Annotated in this window: 15 protein-coding genes; 7 read left to right on the top strand and 8 right to left on the bottom strand. The window is 72.2% G+C overall.

Annotated elements, in window-relative coordinates:
* Window positions 1-71 precede the first annotated feature (71 nt).
* Window positions 72-746 (top strand): TetR/AcrR family transcriptional regulator, encoded by a 675-nt coding sequence (locus M5362_RS24415; protein ID WP_260229870.1) that lies wholly within the window; start codon window positions 72-74, stop codon window positions 744-746.
* A gap of 131 nt (window positions 747-877) precedes the next feature.
* Window positions 878-2,389: an MFS transporter gene (locus M5362_RS24410; RefSeq protein WP_260229869.1), complete on the top strand. Its 1,512-nt coding sequence runs from the start codon at window positions 878-880 to the stop codon at window positions 2,387-2,389.
* Window positions 2,390-2,530: 141 nt separating this feature from the next.
* On the opposite strand, the gene M5362_RS24405 is transcribed toward M5362_RS24410, so the two are convergent.
* The gene (locus tag M5362_RS24405) at window positions 2,531-3,034 is read right to left on the bottom strand and encodes a MarR family winged helix-turn-helix transcriptional regulator (protein WP_260229868.1); all 504 of its coding nucleotides are present in this window, start codon (window positions 3,032-3,034) and stop codon (window positions 2,531-2,533) included.
* Between the two features lie 105 nt (window positions 3,035-3,139).
* On the opposite strand from M5362_RS24405, the gene M5362_RS24400 reads away from it, so the two are divergent.
* The gene (locus M5362_RS24400; protein WP_260229867.1) at window positions 3,140-3,928 is read left to right on the top strand and encodes a dioxygenase; all 789 of its coding nucleotides are present in this window, start codon (window positions 3,140-3,142) and stop codon (window positions 3,926-3,928) included.
* A gap of 55 nt (window positions 3,929-3,983) precedes the next feature.
* On the opposite strand, the gene M5362_RS24395 is transcribed toward M5362_RS24400, so the two are convergent.
* Both M5362_RS24395 and M5362_RS24390 read right to left on the bottom strand, forming a co-directional pair.
* Window positions 3,984-5,006 carry a questin oxidase family protein gene (locus M5362_RS24395; protein ID WP_260229866.1) on the bottom strand — a complete coding sequence of 341 codons (1,023 nt, stop codon included), beginning with the start codon at window positions 5,004-5,006 and terminating at the stop codon, window positions 3,984-3,986.
* An 88-nt stretch (window positions 5,007-5,094) separates the two neighbouring features.
* Window positions 5,095-5,634 (bottom strand): GNAT family N-acetyltransferase, encoded by a 540-nt coding sequence (locus M5362_RS24390; protein WP_260229865.1) that lies wholly within the window; start codon window positions 5,632-5,634, stop codon window positions 5,095-5,097.
* A 147-nt stretch (window positions 5,635-5,781) separates the two neighbouring features.
* Between M5362_RS24390 and M5362_RS24385 the strand changes: the two genes are divergently transcribed.
* The gene (locus M5362_RS24385) at window positions 5,782-6,789 is read left to right on the top strand and encodes an RNA polymerase sigma factor RpoD/SigA (protein ID WP_260229864.1); all 1,008 of its coding nucleotides are present in this window, start codon (window positions 5,782-5,784) and stop codon (window positions 6,787-6,789) included.
* Between the two features lie 79 nt (window positions 6,790-6,868).
* On the opposite strand, the gene M5362_RS24380 is transcribed toward M5362_RS24385, so the two are convergent.
* Window positions 6,869-7,831: a YafY family protein gene (locus M5362_RS24380; RefSeq protein WP_260229863.1), complete on the bottom strand. Its 963-nt coding sequence runs from the start codon at window positions 7,829-7,831 to the stop codon at window positions 6,869-6,871.
* 62 nt (window positions 7,832-7,893) lie between these two features.
* Between M5362_RS24380 and M5362_RS24375 the strand changes: the two genes are divergently transcribed.
* On the top strand, window positions 7,894-9,435 hold the full coding sequence (locus M5362_RS24375) for an MFS transporter (RefSeq protein WP_260229862.1): 1,542 nt from the start codon (window positions 7,894-7,896) through the stop codon (window positions 9,433-9,435).
* 89 nt (window positions 9,436-9,524) lie between these two features.
* Here M5362_RS24375 and M5362_RS33040 read toward each other — a convergent pair whose 3' ends face one another.
* Entirely contained in the window at window positions 9,525-10,703 is a 1,179-nt protein-coding gene (locus M5362_RS33040) for a hypothetical protein (RefSeq protein WP_261366359.1), read from the bottom strand.
* A 278-nt stretch (window positions 10,704-10,981) separates the two neighbouring features.
* Between M5362_RS33040 and M5362_RS24365 the strand changes: the two genes are divergently transcribed.
* Window positions 10,982-12,079 (top strand): glycosyltransferase, encoded by a 1,098-nt coding sequence (locus M5362_RS24365; protein ID WP_260229861.1) that lies wholly within the window; start codon window positions 10,982-10,984, stop codon window positions 12,077-12,079.
* Between the two features lie 7 nt (window positions 12,080-12,086).
* Window positions 12,087-13,709 (top strand): glycosyltransferase family 39 protein, encoded by a 1,623-nt coding sequence (locus M5362_RS33195; protein WP_308354905.1) that lies wholly within the window; start codon window positions 12,087-12,089, stop codon window positions 13,707-13,709.
* Between the two features lie 130 nt (window positions 13,710-13,839).
* Here M5362_RS33195 and M5362_RS24355 read toward each other — a convergent pair whose 3' ends face one another.
* The 3 genes from M5362_RS24355 to M5362_RS24345 form a co-directional block, all read right to left on the bottom strand.
* The gene (locus tag M5362_RS24355) at window positions 13,840-14,616 is read right to left on the bottom strand and encodes a DUF6227 family protein (RefSeq protein WP_260229860.1); all 777 of its coding nucleotides are present in this window, start codon (window positions 14,614-14,616) and stop codon (window positions 13,840-13,842) included.
* Between the two features lie 134 nt (window positions 14,617-14,750).
* Window positions 14,751-15,833: a P1 family peptidase gene (locus M5362_RS24350; RefSeq protein ID WP_260229859.1), complete on the bottom strand. Its 1,083-nt coding sequence runs from the start codon at window positions 15,831-15,833 to the stop codon at window positions 14,751-14,753.
* Window positions 15,830-17,038 carry a low temperature requirement protein A gene (locus tag M5362_RS24345; RefSeq protein WP_260229858.1) on the bottom strand — a complete coding sequence of 403 codons (1,209 nt, stop codon included), beginning with the start codon at window positions 17,036-17,038 and terminating at the stop codon, window positions 15,830-15,832. Before M5362_RS24345 ends, M5362_RS24350 begins: the two co-directional genes overlap by 4 nt.
* Window positions 17,039-17,133 lie beyond the last annotated feature (95 nt).

Below are 17,133 nucleotides of genomic sequence, written 5' to 3'. Positions count from 1 at the left end.
CATCAGCTCACCGCAGACGCATCAGCTCACCAGAGACACATCAAGCCGGATCATCAGAAGGAGGCCGTGGCGTGACCACCGAAGCCGAGACCGCGCCCGCCCGTCGCGTCGTCCGCCCGCGCGCCGACGCGCTGCGCAACCGCGAGCGGATCGTGACGGCGGCCCGCGAGATGTTCGTCGAGTTCGGCCCCCAGGTGCCGCTCGACGAGATCGCGCGGCGCGCCGGGGTCGGCAACGCCACGCTCTACCGCAACTTCCCGGAGCGCGGCGACCTCATCCACGAGGTCGTCGTCTCCGTCACGTCCCGCACCACCGACCTGGCGGAGGAGGCGACCGCGGCCGTGGACGCGGGGGAGGCCGACGCCTTCGACGCGCTCCGCCGCTTCACCCACGGCGCCGCGGACGAACGCATCGGGGCCCTGTGCCCGATGCTCGACGGCACCTTCGACCAGCACCACCCCGAGCTGCACGCCGAACGCAAGCGGCTGGAGGCGGCCGTGCAGGGACTCGTCGACCGCGCGCACGGTACGGGCAGGCTCCGCACCGACGTCGGCGTCGGGGACCTGATGGTGGCCGTCTCCCAGCTCACCCGCCCGCTCCCGGGCACCGCCTGCCTGAACATGGACCGCTTCGTCCACCGCCATCTGCAGCTGTTCCTGGACGGCCTCGAAGCGCCCGCGCGCTCCGTGCTGCCCGGCTCGGCCGCCACTCTGGAGGATCTGCGGGGCGACTCCGACGAGTCGTGACCCCGGGCTGACCGTCCCACAAGCCAGAACGCACGTCGTCACGCGCGCACCGGCGCACTCCGCGGCGCGCTCTTGAAACCCCTGTACTTACGTCCAGTTTTTCCTTTACGTACCAAGAGGTGGCTCCCTCCATGTCCGAAACAGATCCCAGGCGCTGGAAAGCCCTGGTCTTCATCGCCCTCGCCCAGCTGATGGTCGTGCTCGACGCGACGATCGTGAACATCGCGCTGCCCTCCGCCCAGCAGGACCTGGGGATCTCGGACGGCAACCGCCAGTGGGTCATCACGGCCTACGCCCTCGCCTTCGGCGGTCTGCTGCTCTTCGGCGGCCGCATCGCCGACCTGTGGGGCCGTAAGCGCACCTTCGTCGTCGGTCTGATCGGCTTCGCCGCCGCCTCCGCGCTCGGCGGGGCCGCGACCGGCGAGGCGATGATGCTCGGCGCCCGCGCGCTCCAGGGCGCCTTCGGCGCGCTGCTCGCGCCCGCCGCGCTCTCGCTGCTCGCCGTGATGTTCACCGACGGCAAGGAGCGCGCCAAGGCGTTCGGCATCTACGGTGCGATCGCCGGTGGCGGTGGCGCCGTGGGCCTGATCCTCGGCGGATTCCTCACCGAGTACCTGGACTGGCGCTGGACCTTCTTCGTCAACATCCCCTTCGCGATCGTCGCCGCCGCCGGCGCGTACTTCGTGATCCGCGAGCCGGCCGGCGGCCGCAACCGCTCGCCGCTCGACATCCCCGGCGTGATCCTCTCCACCCTGGGTCTGGTCGCGCTGGTCTACGGCTTCACCCGCGCCGAGTCCGAGGGCTGGTCGGACGCCACGACGATCGGCATGTTCGTCGGCTCGGCCGTGCTCCTCGCCGCCTTCGTCCTGACCGAGGCGAAGGTCAAGTCCCCGCTGCTGCCGCTGCGCGTCCTGACCGAGCGCAACCGTGGCGGTGTGTACCTCTCGCTGGGTCTGGCCGTCATCGCGATGTTCGGCCTGTTCCTCTTCCTGACGTACTACCTCCAGGTCGTGAAGGGGTACTCGCCGGTCAAGACGGGCTTCGCGTTCCTTCCGATGATCGCGGGCATGATCGTCGGTTCGACCCAGATCGGTACGCGGCTGATGACGCGGGTTCCCCCGCGCTGGCTCATGGGCCCGGGCTTCCTGACCGCCGCCGTCGGCATGCTGCTGCTCACGCAGCTGGAGATCGGCACCTCGTACGCTGGTCTGATCCTGCCCGCACAGCTGCTGCTCGGCCTCGGCATGGGTACGGCGTTCATGCCGGCCATGTCGCTCGCCACGCACGGCGTCGACCCGCGGGACGCCGGTGTGGCCTCCGCGATGGTCAACACCTCGCAGCAGGTCGGCGGCGCCATCGGTACGGCCCTGCTGAACACGATCGCGGCCTCGGCCACGACCGCGTACATCGCCGACCACGCGGCCGGTGCCGCGAGCCAGGGCGCGCAGAAGCTGCTCCAGCTCCAGGGCATGGTCGAGGGCTACGCGGCGGCCATCTGGTGGGCCGTCGGCATCCTGGCCGTCTCGGCCGCGATCGCCGTCACGCTCATCAACACCGGGAAGCCGGAGACCGGCGTGGTCGCCGGCTCCGGTTCGGGCGAGGGCGCCGAGGACGAGGTGAAGATCCCCGTCATCGCGCACTGACACGCGGGCCCCGGGCGCGGCCGCTCACCAACTCTGCCGAGCGGCCCGCACCGGTCCTGCGTACGGTCCGCCTCGCGGGGGCCGCACCGGTCCTGCGTACGGTCCGCCCCGTGCCGCCTCCTGATCCTGCCCTGGTTCCGCTCAGCGGAGCCAGGGCAGGTCCGCGTCCTGGCCGGCCGGCTGGAGGCCCTCCGCCATCACCTTCATGATCTCGCCGAGCTGGGTCACCTGCTCCGGGCTGAGCCGGTCGAACATCGCCTGCCGTACGGCGGCGACATGGCCCGGAGCCGTCCGCTTCAGCACCTCGTAGCCCTCGTCCGTCAGGCGCGCGAACTGTCCGCGCTTGTCGGAGGGGCAGTCCTCGCGCAGCACCCAGCCGCTCTTCTCCAGGCGCGCGACGGCGTGGGAGAGCCGGGAACGGGTGATCTTGGCGTCCTTGGCGAGCTGGGTCATCCGCAGCCGCCGCCTGGGTGCCTGGGAGAGGTGGACGAGCAGGCCGTAGTAGACGTGCGGCATCCCCGCGTCGCGCTGCAACTGGCGGTCGAGGTGGTCCTCGAGGAGGGTGGTGGCGTGGAGGTACGCGCGCCAGACGCGCTGTTCCTCGTCGCTGAGCCAGCGAGGCGCGTCGTTGAGTGCGGTCGTCATGCGCCTATCGTACGACTCGTCCTTGAAAGTTGAACTACACCCCTTTAGGGTGTCACTCGACGGAGAGCTTGAACTTTCAAAGAAAGTCTGGAGGCGGTCGTCGCCATGGACGCCACGCTGGAACGGATGCCCGCCCTCTACCTCTCTCACGGCGCCCCGCCGCTCGCCGACGACCCGGTGTGGCCCGGTGAACTCGCCGCCTGGTCCGCCGGGCTGCCCCGGCCGAAGGCGATCCTGATGGTCTCCGCCCACTGGGAGGAGGCTCCGCTCGCCCTCGGCGCCACCGAGCCCGTGCCGCTGGTCTACGACTTCTGGGGCTTCCCCGAGCACTACTACCAGGTGCGGTACGGGGCTCCGGGCGCGCCGGAACTGGCCGCGTCGGTCCGCAAGCTGCTGGCCGGGCCCGGGACGCCGGTGCAGGACATCCCCGACCGGGGGCTCGACCACGGCGCGTACGTCCCGCTGGTGGAGATGTTCCCGGACGCCGACATCCCTGTCCTCCAGGTCTCCATGCCCACGCTCGACCCGCGGAAGCTGATGGACATCGGCCGCCGGCTCGCGCCGCTGCGCGACGAGGGCGTACTGATCGTCGGCAGCGGCTTCTTCACCCACAACCTGGCCGCCCTGCGGCACACCGGGGCGGGGGTGCCCGGCTGGTCGGCGGAGTTCGACGACTGGGGGCGCCACGCGCTGGAGGCGCGGGATGTCGACGCGCTCCTGGACTTCGAGCACACCTCCCCGGCGGGCCGCCTGGCCCACCCGCGCACGGAGCACTTCGCGCCGCTGTTCGTCACGCTGGGCGCGGCGGACGCGGCCGGTGACCTGGACGCCGGGCGGAGCGTGATCGACGGGTTCTGGATGGGGCTCGCCAAGCGTTCGGTCCAGTTCGGCTAGGCCCTGCCTGTCGTCGAAACGGTCCCGGGAGAGGGGGCCGTTTCGACGACAGGGCCTAGAAGACCGCGGGGTTGAGCTCGGTCGCGCGGACGGCGGCGGTCAGCGCCGTCGGGTCGCCGATGTCGAGCGCGGTGTCGGCGAACTTGATCGTGTGGTCGTCGCCGTGTGCCGCCGCCAGCTCGAAGACCTCACCGGGCGCGAGCGTCGTCCCGCTGTACGGCGCCGGCGCGCGCGGTGTGTAGGCCGCGGTCACGGCGGCGGAGGCGGCCCAGGCGGCCGCGAGGCTCGCCGGCCACAGCTCGCGCGGGAGCGCCGGGAGGGTGCGCAGGACGGCGTTGGGCGCGGTCGCCGCGTGGACCAGCATGATCGGCTCGCCGTGGCCGTGCGTGGCGTAGCGGTGGGTCGCCGCCGTGACCAGCTCGGTGAGCAGGGCGCGGGCGCCGCCGGGGTCGGCGGTCGCGCCCCAGCTCGGGAACGCGGTCAGCTGCGGCAGCCGGTCGCGCATCCCGCCCTCCTGCCGGGGGACGGGCGGTACGGCGTCGAGGGCGGCGGCCGCCGTGGGGGCGGGGGCGAGCGGGGCGATCTCGGGCAGCGGCTGGGCGCGGGCGGCCCAGTAGCCGAGCGCGTGGGCCAGCTCCGCGCGGCGGGGCGCCGTCTCCTCGGTCGTCAGGAGGGTGCGTACGGCGTGACCTGTACGGATCACGGGGTGGGTGGAGCCCCCCGCGATACCGGGGAGCAGCCGCGGCCACCACTCGGCGAGGACCTCGCGCCAGGGGCGTTGCTCCGTCTCCCGCTCGAAGAACCGGGCCCAGTCGGTGATCCGTGCCGTGTCGCCGAGCGCCTCGCGCCAGGTGGCGGTGGTGACGGGGGTGTGGGGCGCCGGCATGTCCTCCAGCTTGTGGCGGTACCGGTCGAGCCAGCGGTGCACGGCCCGCGCCTGACCGCGGTGCACGAGCGCCTCGACGGCCATGGGGGCGTGGTTGGTGAGCCGCCCGAGCCGTTCGGGGCCATGGGCGTGGAGGCGCTGGAGGGCTTCGTCGAGGGTGCCGGAGGTGTCACTGCCGTCGGTGTCGGTCATGGCCGTGACGGTAGGCGGACCCCCGCCCCGCCCGTAACGGTCGCGGGGCCTAGGCCCCGGGGCCGAGGCGCTTCACGGGACGCGGGACCTAGGCCCCCGGGCCGAGGCGTTTCTCGTACCAGGCCACGTCCCAGTACCGGCCGAACTTCCGGCCGACCTCTCCGTACGTACCGATGTGACGGAAGCCGAACCGCGTGTGGAGGCGGATCGAGGGTTCGTTCGGCAGGGCGATCCCGGCGTAGGCGCGGTGGACGTCCTCCTTCGCGAGGGCCTCGAAGAGCCGGTCGTAGAGGAGCGTGCCGATGCCGCGGCCGGCGGCGTCCGGGGAGACGTACACGGTGACCTCGACGGAGGTGGAGTACGCGGGCTTCGGGCGGAACGCGCTGCTGGTCGCGTATCCAAGAATTCGGTTTTTCGTTTCTTTTCGGACATCGCAGGCAACCAGAAGAGGGTACGGGCCGTCTTCAGGATGGGAGCGGAGCCAAGGAAGCCGCTGCTCCGGAGTGAAGGGTTCGGTGTCGAAGGTGATCGCGGTCTCGCGGACGTAGTGGTTGTAGAGCTCCGTGAGCGACGCGAGATCGCCTTCCGTGCCCGGCCTGACCTGCGCTTCTGTGGCTGCGGACGCCATGGGACCCCCCTCGGTGGCGGCACAGGGTACTGCATGATCGCGAAAATCGATGCGCCGCGTGGGAATTCTGTCCTGATTCCAGTCGTTGTTTCCGTCGGATGCAGGGCACCCGAAAGGTGTCGCGACCTACTCAGCAAGGGAGCACGCATGGCAACCCGTGCCGTCGCCCGTCGTCAGTCCTCCGCCACCGGCGGTAGTGGCAAAAGCCGGGCAAGCAGCGTTCGCGTCGTGGGCGGGGAGATCGCCGACCGCGACCTGGTCGGCATGTACCTCGACGAGATCGCGCGCACCCCTCTGCTCGACGCCGCCAAGGAGGTCGAGCTCTCCCAGACGATCGAGGCGGGCGTGTACGCCCGGCAGATCCTCGACGGCACGGCGGAGAGCGACGCGGCGGGCGCCTCCCGCGAGGAGCTCGAAGCGCTCTACGCGGAGGGCGAGCGCGCCAAGGACCTCTTCATCAAGTCGAACCTGCGGCTGGTCGTCGCGGTCGCCCGGCGCTATCCGCGCAGCGGGCTGCCCCTCCTCGACCTGATCCAGGAAGGGAACGCCGGCCTGGTGCGCGCGGTCGAGAAGTTCGACTACGCGAAGGGCTTCAAGTTCTCGACGTACGCCACGTGGTGGATCCGCCAGGCCATCACGCGGTCCATCGCCGACCAGTCGCGCACGATCCGGCTGCCCGTCCATCTGGTGGAGGAGCTCGGGCGGATCCGGCGTGTGCAGCGCGAGTTCAACCGGGAGAACGGCCGTGAGCCGGAGCCGGCGGAGATCGCGGCGGAGCTGGGCTCGACGCCCGAGCGGGTCGTGGACGTCCTCGACTGGGCGCGCGACCCGGTCTCGCTGAACATGTCGGTGGACGACGAGGGCGAGACGCAGTTCGGCGACCTCCTGGAGGACACGTCGGCGGTGTCGCCCGAGCAGTCGGTGCTGACGCTGCTGCGCAGCGAGGAGCTCGACGACCTGATCGACAAGCTCGACCACCGCACCGCCTCGATCATCCGGATGCGGTACGGCATCGAGGACGGCCGCGAGCGCACGCTGACCGAGGTCGGCAAGGAGCACGGCCTGACGCGTGAGCGGATCCGTCAGATCGAGAAGCACGCCCTCCTGGAACTGAAGAAGATGGCCCGCGACACGGGCTTCGACGCGGTGGCCTAGGGCGGCTTGCCGCACGGTGGCGGGGGCCGGCGTCCATCGGCGCGGGCCCTCGTCGGGGGCGTCCTGTGGATCATGCCCCCTAGGCCTGGCGGACCGAGGCCGACAGGCGGGTCGACAGGTCTTTCACGTACGTCACCAGTGAGTTCGGCGCGTGGATGGTGAACGGCGCGTCGGTCAGGGCCAGTCGGAGGGCCAGCCACTCCGTGGAGTCCGCCGTCCGGGTGCGCAGCCGGCAGGTGGCGGGGCCCGTCGGGGTCGGGACGAGGTGCGCCGGGAGCCTGGCCGTCACGAAGTCGGCGGGGGCGTCGAAGGTGACGTCCAGGTCCAGTTCCGGCTGGGCGCGGGACATCGAGCGCGTCATGAACTCCGCCGCCCCGCCCGCCGGCAGCTCCCGAGCGGGGAACCGCGCCCCCGTCGCGAAGGGGTCGGAGACCCGGTCCACCCGGAACGTACGCCAGTCCTCGCGCTCCAGGTCGTACGCCACGAGATACCAGCGCCGCCCCGTCGACACGAGCCGGTACGGCTCGACCAGGCGGCGTGACTCCGTCCCGTCCGCCGCGCGGTACCCGAAGCGCAGCCGCTCCTGCCCCGTCACCGCGCCCGCGAGCGCGGTCAGCGTCGAGGGTGCGACCGTCGCCCCGTCCCCGCGCGTCAGCGGGATCGTCGCGTTCTGCAGCGTGGAGACCCGGTGCCGCAGCCGCGAGGGCAGCACCTGCTCCAGCTTGGCGAGCGCCCGCACCGACGCCTCCTCCACGCCCTCGATGGCATGCCCGGCACCCGCCCGCAGCCCCACCGCGATCGCGACCGCCTCCTCGTCGTCGAGGAGCAGCGGCGGCATGGCCGTACCGGCGACCAGGCGGTATCCGCCCACCGCGCCCTTCGTCGCCTCCACCGGGTAGCCGAGCTCCCGCAGCCGGTCGATGTCCCGGCGGATCGTGCGCGCGGAGACCGAGAGCCGCTCGGCGAGCTCACTGCCCGGCCACTCGCGCGGCGTCTGGAGCAGCGAGAGCAGATTCAGGAGTCGTGCCGGAGTGTCCGTCATGCGTTCCAGCATGCGCCGCATCTAGGACATCAGCTGACCTATTTGGCTTCTATCTTCGCTCCATGAGTTCACACGAAGCCGCCGCCGTGCCGGGCGACGCGGCCACCGACCGCAGGCGCTGGATAGCCCTCGCCATCGTCATGACCGCCGCCTTCATGGACCTGGTCGACGCCACGATCGTCAACATCGCGATTCCGAGCATCGAGCGGGACCTCGGCGCCTCCTTCGGTGCGATCCAGTGGATCACCGCCGGCTACGCCCTCGCCTTCGCCGCGGGCCTGATCACCGGCGGCCGTCTCGGCGACATCTACGGCCGCAAGCGGCTCTTCCTCCTCGGCACGGCCGGCTTCACCGTCGCCTCCGCGCTCTGCGGCTTCGCCGCGAACCCGGAGATGCTGGTCGCCTCCCGCCTCCTCCAGGGCGCGGCGGCGGCGATGATGGTCCCGCAGGTCCTGTCGATCATCCACGTCACCTTCCCCGCCCACGAGCGCGGCAAGGTGTTCGGCATGTTCGGCGCGATCATCGGCCTCGGCGCGGTCTCCGGCCCCCTCCTCGGCGCGCTGCTCACGCAGTGGAACATCGCCGGCCTGGAGTGGCGGCCGATCTTCCTCATCAACCTGCCGGTCGGCATCGCGGGCCTGATCCTGGGCCGGAAGTTCATCACCGAGTCGAAGGCGCCGAAGGCGCTCCGCCTCGACATCGTGGGCGTGCTGCTCGTGACGCTCGCGCTGCTGATGCTGATCTACCCGCTGACCCGCGGCCGCGAGCTGGACTGGCCGCTCTGGGGCCACCTCTGCATGGCCGGCAGCCTCCTCGTCTTCGGCGCCCTCGTCGCCTACGAGAAGTACAAGGCGAGGAAGGACGGCTCCCCGCTGGTCGAGCTGTCCCTGTTCAAGGTGAAGAGCTTCGCGGCCGGTATCGCGGTCCAGCTGACCTTCGGCGTCGTGATGGGCATCTTCTTCCTGGTGTGGACGCTGTACATGCAGATCGGCCTGGGCTGGAGCCCGCTGAAGGCGGGTCTGACGGGCGTGCCGTTCTCCATCGCCGTCTCGACGGCGGCCGGTCTGTCGGTGCAGAAGCTCGTCCCGCGCTTCGGCCGCAAGGTCCTCCAGACGGGTGCGGTGACGATGGCCGCGGGCCTGCTGCTCTACCTGTGGGAGGCCGGCCGGTACGGGAACGCCATCGAGCCCTGGCAGATGATCGCGCCGCTCGTCGTCATGGGTCTGGGCATGGGCCTGATCGTGGCTCCGCTGACGGACGCGGTCCTCTCGGAAGTGCCGCGCGAGCACGCGGGTTCGGCCTCGGGGCTCATCAACACGACCGGGCAGATGGGCAACGCGCTCGGACTCGGGCTCGTGTCGGTCGTCTTCTTCGGGGTGATCGACGAGGAGCGTCTCGCGAGGGTGCCGGCCGAGGTCGGCGCGGCGTTCACGGACGCCTTCCAGAACGCGCTCGGGTGGGCGGTGGCGGTGCTCGCCGGAATCTTCCTGGTGATGTTCGCGCTGCCCGCGAAGCCCAAGCAGCACATCGAGGGCGCGGAGGACGACGTGGACGGCGACGGCGCGCAGTCCGAGCCCGGCAAGGAGCCGGTGCTCACGCACTGAGCGTGCGAGCGGGAAGAAGGCCCCCGAGAGGGGCCCCGAGGGGCGGTGCGTACCGGGTACGTACCGCCCCTCGGCGCTTGCCGCTCAGGTCAGGAGCGGTTCACTGCACCTCCGTGGTCCAGGGCGCGGGAGAACTTGGTATTGCGCAGCACCACCGGTGTCGGAGTCGTCTGCTGGGTCCAGGGCTCGTCCCAGACGAAGCTTGTTCCGCCGACGTCACCGTGCGTCTGCCACACCGTGTTGTCCGTGGTGAGCACCTTGACGTACGCGTTGGGTCCCCGGGCCTCGATGCCCACGGCGCACACGTTCGCCGGGTAGTTGGGGTTGGCGGGGTCCCCGTCGGCCGCGACCGCGTTGGTGAGGTCCTGCCAGACGATCGTCCCGCCGAGCGACGGACCCCGGCCGGCGAACACGTCGCCGCCGGTGAGGACGGCCTGGAAGTCCTCGGGCCCGATGAGCGGAGCGAAGACGTCGATGTCGGAGCAGGGGCCGGTGGCACCCGTGGCACCCGTGGCGCCGGTGGCTCCCGTGGGTCCGGTGTCGCCCGTCGCGCCGGTGGCACCCGTTGCGCCGGTGGCGCCGGTGGGTCCGGTGTCGCCGGTCGCGCCGGTGGCACCCGTGGCGCCGGTGGCGCCCGTGGGTCCGGTGTCACCCGTCGCCCCGGTGGCACCCGTCGCACCCGTCGCGCCCGTCGCGCCCGTCGCGCCCGTGGCGCCCGTGGCGCCCGTGGGACCGGTGTCGCCGGTCGCACCCGTCGCCCCGGTCGCGCCGGTGGCTCCCGTCGCGCCCGTGGGACCCTGCGGGCCCGTCGGGCCGGGCGGCCCGTCGTCGCAGTGGTCGGGACCGCCCTCGGGCACCGCCCGTACATGGCGGTCGACGTCGTCCGTGGGCGCCGCCCGCAGGTACCGCTCGGGGCCGCCGTCCAGCGCCTGACGCAGCTGGTCGTCCAGGAAGTGCTGGAGGTCACCGGCCGAGGGCGGGCCCGAGAGGCCACGCGGGCCGCCGTCGAAGTTCGGCGGCGGGCCGTCCTCCTGACGCGGTCCGTCGTTCTGGTGGTGGTGCGGGCGGTCGTCGCAGTCGTTGCCGCCGTTCGGGCCCGAGGCGCTCACGCCCGAGGGGCCGGAGGCCATGATCTGCGGCACGGCGACGGCCGGGCTCGCGAGGCCCGTGAGGACGAGAGCGATCGATGCGATGGCGCCGCCGTTGACCCAGGCGCGCCGACGGGGGAGGGGCCCAAGAGAGGACCGGGTCCTGGAATCAGGACTCATGAAACACAGCTCCTTCTTCATCCGGATCGAGTGATTCACCGGAAGCGAGTTCGAGCTTCCAAACAGATCATCGGATCGCGGATGCAAAGGCTTGATGGTTCTCCGGCACTCTCAACGCCTTGGCCTACCGTCACCATCCCCATGGGTGCGTACGCGGTGGCGAACCTGAAAGCGCCTGTCGGCGCGCCGTCCCCGGCGGTCCCGGCCCCGTGGTTAAGGTCGCCCCCCACCGACCCCCCGGAAGTGGTGTTGCCGTGAAGCCATCCTTCTGCTTGTGCATGATCGTCAAGAACGAGGCCCGGGTCATCGAACGTTGTCTCGATTCCGTCCGCGACCTGGTGGACACCTGGGTCATCTCCGACACCGGCTCGACCGACGGGACGCAGGAGCTGATCCGCAAGGCGCTCGACGGCATCCCCGGTGAGCTCCGCGAGGAGCCGTGGGTGAACTTCGGGCACAACCGGAGCCTGAACATCTCCCACGCCCGCGGCCGGGCCGACTACCTCCTGCTCCTCGACGCCGACCTCGTCCTGCGCCAGGACGCCCCGCTGCCCCCACTGACCGCCGACGCCTACATGCTGCGCCACGAGGGGGCGATGGAGTACCGCATCAAACGCCTGGTCAGGGGCGATCTCCCGTGGAGGTACGAGGGCGTCACCCACGAGTACCTCACCGCGGACCAGGACCACGTCCAGGAGAACTTCGACGCCCTCGTCATCGAGGACCACGCCGACGGGGGCTCGCGGCACGACAAGTTCGAACGCGACGCCCGGCTGCTCTCCGCCGAGCACGAACGCGACCCCGCCAACACCCGCACGGTCTTCTATCTCGCCCAGACCATGCGGGACATGGGCCGTACGAGTGAGGCGATCGACCTCTACGAGCGCCGCGCGAGCATGGGCGGCTGGATCGAGGAGGTCTACTACGCCCTGCTCCAGTCCGGGGTCCTCAGGGCGGAGGCGGGCGACTGGCCCTCGGCGGCGGACGCCCTGTCCCGCGCCTGGGAAGCCCGCCCGGAGCGCCTCGAAGCCTGCTACGAACTGGCGGCGCGGCTGCGCAAGATGAAGCGCCACCACAGCGCCCACGCGATCGTCTCGGCCACCGTCGACCGCGAGCCGCCGGACGACATCCTCTTCACCCAGCCGTGGGTGTACCGCTGGGGGCTGTTGTTCGAGTTCTCGATCACCGCCTACTGGGTCGGCGACCTCGCCGGGTCGCTCGCCGCCTGCGACCGGCTCCTGGCGATGCCCGACCTGCCGGAGGCGTACCGTGCCCAGACCGTGAAGAACCGCGAGTTCGCCGTACGAGGGCTCGGGCTCGCCCCGATCCCCGAGCCGGCCGGCGCGGTCCAGACGGCCAGCGCGCTGCGGGACTGAGGCCGCCATGGCGACCCCTCCCTCCGCTCCTCCCTCCGCTCCTCCGTCCCTCGCCTCCCCGGCCGGTGACCGCACGGCGCCCGTGGGCGTCCGGCGCCCGGGCGCGCAGCGGGCCGGCCGAGGGCGGCAGCTCGGCGTGTGGCTGTGGCCGACGCTGCTCACCTTCGCCCTGACGGTGTACGAGATCGGCCGGCCCCTGCTGTGGGAGGACGAACTCAACAGCTGGGACATGGCCCGCCGCTCCACCGGCCAGCTCCTCGACGCGGTCCAGCGGGTGGACGCGGTGCTCGGCACCTACTACGTCTTCCTGCACGGCTGGATGACCGTCTTCGGGGACTCCGCCACGTCGCTGCGCATGCCCTCGGCGCTCGCGATGGCGGGCACCGCCGGGTGTACGGCGCTGATCGGGCAGCGACTGTTCGGCCGCCGCGCGGGACTGACCGCCGGTCTGCTGTTCGCGCTCACCCCCGTCGTCACGCGCTACGCCCACGAGGCCAGGCCCTACGCCCTCGTGGTCCTGGCCGCCACCCTCTCGACCCTGCTGCTGCTCCGGGCCCTGGACCGCCCGGGGAGCCGTCGGCGCTGGGCCGCGTACGCCCTCTGCGTCGCGGCGGTGGGGCTGCTGCACCTGATCGCGCTGACCGTCCTGGCCGGGCATCTCGTCCTCGTCGCCCGCCGGGCCCGCGCGGAGCGGACGATCGCCCTTCGCTTCGGTCTCGCCGCCCTGGCCGGGACGGCGGCCGCGGGCCCCGTCGTCCTCCTCGGCCGGGCGCACGCCGGCCGCCAGATCTCCTGGATCCCGGGCCCGGACCTGTGGAGCCTGGTCACCTTCCTGCCGCAGTTGTACGCCTCCGCGCTGGTGGCAGGAGCGGTGACCGCCCTCGCGGTACTGGGCTGGGGAAGCCTCAGGGAGGAGCGAGGCCAGGCGGCGGGGGGCCCGGCGGTGCAGGGCCCCGGGGTTCAGGGTCCGGCGGCCGGGGACTCCGCGACGCGCGGCGCGCTCGTGGCCGTCTCCGCGCTCGCGGTGCTGCCACCCCTGCTGCTCTGGGCGGTCTCGCACGGCGACGTCTCGTACTTCTACTTCCGCTATCTGCTCTTCACCCTGCCCGCCTGGACCGTTCTGGCCGGGGCGGGGCTCCGGGGAACGCGCTCCCGGGGGGTGATCGCGGCGGTGCTCGTGGCGCTGGCCGTGCTCACGCTGCCCGAACAGCAGGCGGTGCGCAGGCCGTTCGCGCACTTCTGGCAGGGCATCGACTACGAGGGTGCAGCCAGGACCATCGAGAAGTACCACCGGCCGGGTGACGCGGTGGCGTACGACCGGGGCGACGACTACTGGCGCATGCTCGACGTGGGTGTCCGCTTCTACCTGCGGGACGAGCTGCGGCCGCGCGACGTCTTCCTCTCCACGGCGGCCGCCGACCGTGCGGACCTCTGGTCGACCGAGTGCCCCGACCCGACGGCCTGTCTGAAGGACGAGCGGCGGATCTGGCTGGTCGTGGCCGGTGACGCGGCCGATCCGCTGGACGCGCTCCCGGCCGCCCAGGCGCGGGCCCTCCGGGCGCGCTACACCGCGACCGGCACCGAGCGACTGACCGGCGTGACGGTGGCCCTGCTCGTGCGCGTGCCCTAGCCGCCGGGGAGCGCCAGGACGTCGGGGAGCGCCAAGCCGCGGGGGAGCGCCAGGCCGCCGGGGGAGCGCCAGGTCCGGGAGGGCGGCCAGGGGGCCGTCCTCCCGGGGTGCCGTCCTCCCGGACCGCGTCTCAGCGCACCCGGGCGCGGTGTTCCATCGCCTCGCGTGCCGTGTGCTCGTGTTCGTAGACCTCGCACATGTGGCGGCCGTCCGGCGTCGCCGTGTGCTCCACCTCCCACAGGCTCAGCTCGGTGCCGTCGAGGAGCAGGAACGCGTGCTCGTAGAGGGTGAACCCGGCGTCCCGGCCGCCCTCCACCGCGCACAGGCGGCCGAACGCCTGCGTGATGTGGTGGGCGTACGCCACGCGCAGCCGGCGCGCCGTCGCCTCTCCCGGCCGGTCCGCGTTCTCCGCGCGCCGCAGCACCCGGCGGGCGTGGTCCGGCGAGTCGTCCGAGACGTACATCCGGGGCTGCCGGGGTATCCGGCGGGACAGCAGGGCGCCCAGCAGCTCCAGCTCACCGTCCTCGTCGAAGTCCAGGTCGGCCGGGCGCTCCACACCCCAGCCCGGGGAGAAGCGGGCCGGCAGTCTGGACGCGGCGAGCCGGGCGTCCGCCTCCTCCGCGTACAGCTCGTGCTGCTCGGTGCCGTCCCGGCCGGAGTTGTGGACCAGCTCCCACAGACTGAGCGCCGTGCCGTCGGCCAGGAGATACGTGTGGCGGTACGTGGTGCGGTGCAGCGACGCGCTGTGGTGCGAGGAGTGCAGCGCGCTGGAGTGGGCGAACGCCGTGTCCAGGCGCTCGATCGTGCTGTCGGGCAGGTCGAAGGAGTTGAGCGCCCGGCCGAGGAGCCGCGCGAGGTGCGTCTCGGTCGTCTCGTACGGATCGTGATGATCCTGCGGATCGTTCAAGAGGGTCTCCAGGCCGTCGCCGCATGTCACTTGGTGCTTGCTTAACGTAGTCCCTGGGTCTGACATCGTGTCCGGGGTTCGGCAAAACGAAGGGGGCGTGCGGGAAGTTCCCGCGCCCCCGCCGCCTCTTCAGCTCAACTCCCCTTGTTGTAAGGAGAGTCGACAGCATCGCCAGCTTCGTACAGCTCGCGGTACGAGGGGAAGAGTCCGCCCGGTCCGTCCACGCCCTCGGCGGTGTCCCGGACCGCCCGCACGATCGCCCGGGTCACCAGGTCGGCGCCCGCTGCCAGGATTTCGTTGAGAGCGAGCGGACCGGCCTCCGGCGCCAGGTCGCGGGCGCAGGTCGCGAGGGCGAAGACGGTGTCCCCGTCGTTGAGGAGGTGCACCGGGCGGACGGCGCGCGCGATGCCGTCGTGCGCCGTGCCGGCGAACTTCTGTGCCTGCGCGCGGGTCAGGACGGCGTCGGTCGCGACGACCGCGAGGGTGGTGTTGAGGGGCGGCGGGGTGTTCCTGGCCACCGCCTCGGCGAGGCGCCGCCTCGCGTTCTCGTGGACGGCGGGGTCCGGATGGGCGGGGCGGCCCTGGAAGTACTCCCCGTACAGCGCGCCCGTCTCCGGGTCCACCGCCGAGCCGACCGCGTTGACGACGACCAGCGCCCCGACCGTGATCCCCGACTCCAGGACCGCGCTCGCCGTGCCGACCCCGCCCTTGAGCCCGCCGACGACCGCCCCCGTGCCCGCGCCGACCGCGCCCGTCTCCACGCGCGCGTGGAGCCCGGTCGCCGCGGCGGCCTCCACCGCCTCCCGCCCCGTGGCCGCTCCCGGCCGGGCCGTGAAGTCGCCGCCACGGCCCAGGTCGAAGACGCAGGCGGCGGGGACGACCGGGACCACGTGCGAGGGCTCGGGCCCCACCCGTACGCCTCGGCCCTGCTCCTCCAGCCAGGCCATCACCCCGGCGGCCGACTCCAGCCCGTACGCGCTGCCGCCCGTCAGGACCACGGCCTCGATCCGCTGGACGACGTTACGGGGGTCCAGCGCGTCGGTCTCCCGGGTGCCGGGGCCGCCGCCGCGCACGTCCACGCCCGCGACGGCGCCGCCCTCCGGCGCGAGGACGACCGTGGTCCCGCTGAGGGCCCCCGGCCCGGCCACGCGCGCGTGGCCGACCCGCAGCCCGGTCACGTCCGTCAGTGCGTCGTGCGGTGCCTCGTTCTTCGTCATGGTCCTTGCGTACCACGCCCGTTCGGCCGGTGGCCGGGGCCGGGGCCGTGCGACGTGGGGTTGCGGGCGGCGAGCGTCACCCCGGTCGCCACGGTCGCCGCGGCGACGGCACCGGCCGCCAGGACCGCCCAGTGGCCGGCGAACGTGCACATCAGGATCGCCAGCGACGAGACGGGCAGGACGAGCTGCTGCGCGATGCCGACCTTGAAGAAACGGGCGTGGAGCAGCCAGACGCAGAGCAGGAAGACCGCGGTGGGGATCGTCACCGCGGAGGAGGCGGCGAGCGTGGAGATGTGGGCCTTGCCCACGGTCTGTTCGACGGCGATCTCGATCCCGGCGCCGATGGCGGCGGCGGAGGCGAAGATGAGGTAGTGGCCGTAGCCCCAGACGAAGCCCTGCCGGTTGGAGCGGAGGCGGACATGGGCGGGGGCGGCGAAGTAGATCCACCAGGCGGCGTAGACGATCAGCAGGCCGCCGGCGGCGATCGGGAGCAGCTCGCCGAGGGCGTCGTACTCGCTGACCCCCGTCTTCACCGCGACCGTCGCCGCCGCGATCGTCTCGCCGAGCACGATGATCGTGAACAGGCCGTACCGCTCGGCGATGTGATGCGCGTGCCAGTGGGTACTGGCGGCCTTCTCCGCGAAGGCGGGGACGCCGAGTTCGGCGAAGATCATGACGAGGAAGATCCAGGGGCGGGCGGACTCGGGGGCCCAGAGGAGGGCGGTCCAGCCGATCTGGCAGAGGACCACCCCGCCCGCGTACCGGTGGCACATCGTGCGCTCGGTGGCCTCCGTCGCGTGGTGGGCGGCGCGCAGCCACTGGAAGGAGAGCGCGAGCCGCATGACCACGTAGCCGAGCACGGCGACGAGGAAGTCGTCCTCGAAGACGCGGGAGATCCCGGCGGCGAGGATGAGGACACCGGCGATCTGGACGAACGTGGCGACGCGGTAGAGGACGTCGTCGTTGTCGTAGGCCGAGGCGAACCAGGTGAAGTTCATCCAGGCCCACCAGATCGCGAAGAAGACCATCGCGTAGTGGAGGACGCCGTCGGCGGTGTGGTGCTCGGCCACCGCGTGCACGAGCTCGGCCCCGGCCTGGGCGACGGCGACGACGAAGCAGAGGTCGAAGAAGAGCTCGAGCGGTGTGGCGGCGCGGTGCGCCTCGGCGCGGGAGCGCGCGGTGAGGGGCAGAAACGGTTGGGTCATGCGCCCCAGAACACCAGAGCCGGGCCCCGGCGCGAGTGGTGGCACGCGGTACACCCCCAGGGGCGCCCGGCGGATCACGGCCGGACGCCCCCAAG

The organism is Streptomyces sp. Je 1-79 (assembly GCF_025195125.1).
Taxonomy (GTDB): Bacteria; Actinomycetota; Actinomycetes; order Streptomycetales; family Streptomycetaceae; genus Streptomyces.
This window is presented reverse-complemented; position numbering and strand designations above follow the sequence as displayed.

What these genes read in the sequence shown, in the direction of transcription:
- M5362_RS24380 (WP_260229863.1), bottom strand. Translation starts at nt 7,831, where the DNA reads ATGACGGACACTCCGGCACGACTCCTGAATCTGCTCTCGCTGCTCCAG.
- M5362_RS24405 (WP_260229868.1), bottom strand. Translation starts at nt 3,034, where the DNA reads ATGACGACCGCACTCAACGACGCGCCTCGCTGGCTCAGCGACGAGGAA.
- M5362_RS33040 (WP_261366359.1), bottom strand. Translation starts at nt 10,703, where the DNA reads ATGAGTCCTGATTCCAGGACCCGGTCCTCTCTTGGGCCCCTCCCCCGT.
- M5362_RS24395 (WP_260229866.1), bottom strand. Translation starts at nt 5,006, where the DNA reads ATGACCGACACCGACGGCAGTGACACCTCCGGCACCCTCGACGAAGCC.
- M5362_RS24365 (WP_260229861.1), top strand. Translation starts at nt 10,982, where the DNA reads ATGATCGTCAAGAACGAGGCCCGGGTCATCGAACGTTGTCTCGATTCC.
- M5362_RS24390 (WP_260229865.1), bottom strand. Translation starts at nt 5,634, where the DNA reads ATGGCGTCCGCAGCCACAGAAGCGCAGGTCAGGCCGGGCACGGAAGGC.
- M5362_RS24400 (WP_260229867.1), top strand. Translation starts at nt 3,140, where the DNA reads ATGGACGCCACGCTGGAACGGATGCCCGCCCTCTACCTCTCTCACGGC.
- M5362_RS24345 (WP_260229858.1), bottom strand. Translation starts at nt 17,038, where the DNA reads ATGACCCAACCGTTTCTGCCCCTCACCGCGCGCTCCCGCGCCGAGGCG.
- M5362_RS24350 (WP_260229859.1), bottom strand. Translation starts at nt 15,833, where the DNA reads ATGACGAAGAACGAGGCACCGCACGACGCACTGACGGACGTGACCGGG.
- M5362_RS33195 (WP_308354905.1), top strand. Translation starts at nt 12,087, where the DNA reads ATGGCGACCCCTCCCTCCGCTCCTCCCTCCGCTCCTCCGTCCCTCGCC.
- M5362_RS24385 (WP_260229864.1), top strand. Translation starts at nt 5,782, where the DNA reads ATGGCAACCCGTGCCGTCGCCCGTCGTCAGTCCTCCGCCACCGGCGGT.
- M5362_RS24410 (WP_260229869.1), top strand. Translation starts at nt 878, where the DNA reads ATGTCCGAAACAGATCCCAGGCGCTGGAAAGCCCTGGTCTTCATCGCC.
- M5362_RS24375 (WP_260229862.1), top strand. Translation starts at nt 7,894, where the DNA reads ATGAGTTCACACGAAGCCGCCGCCGTGCCGGGCGACGCGGCCACCGAC.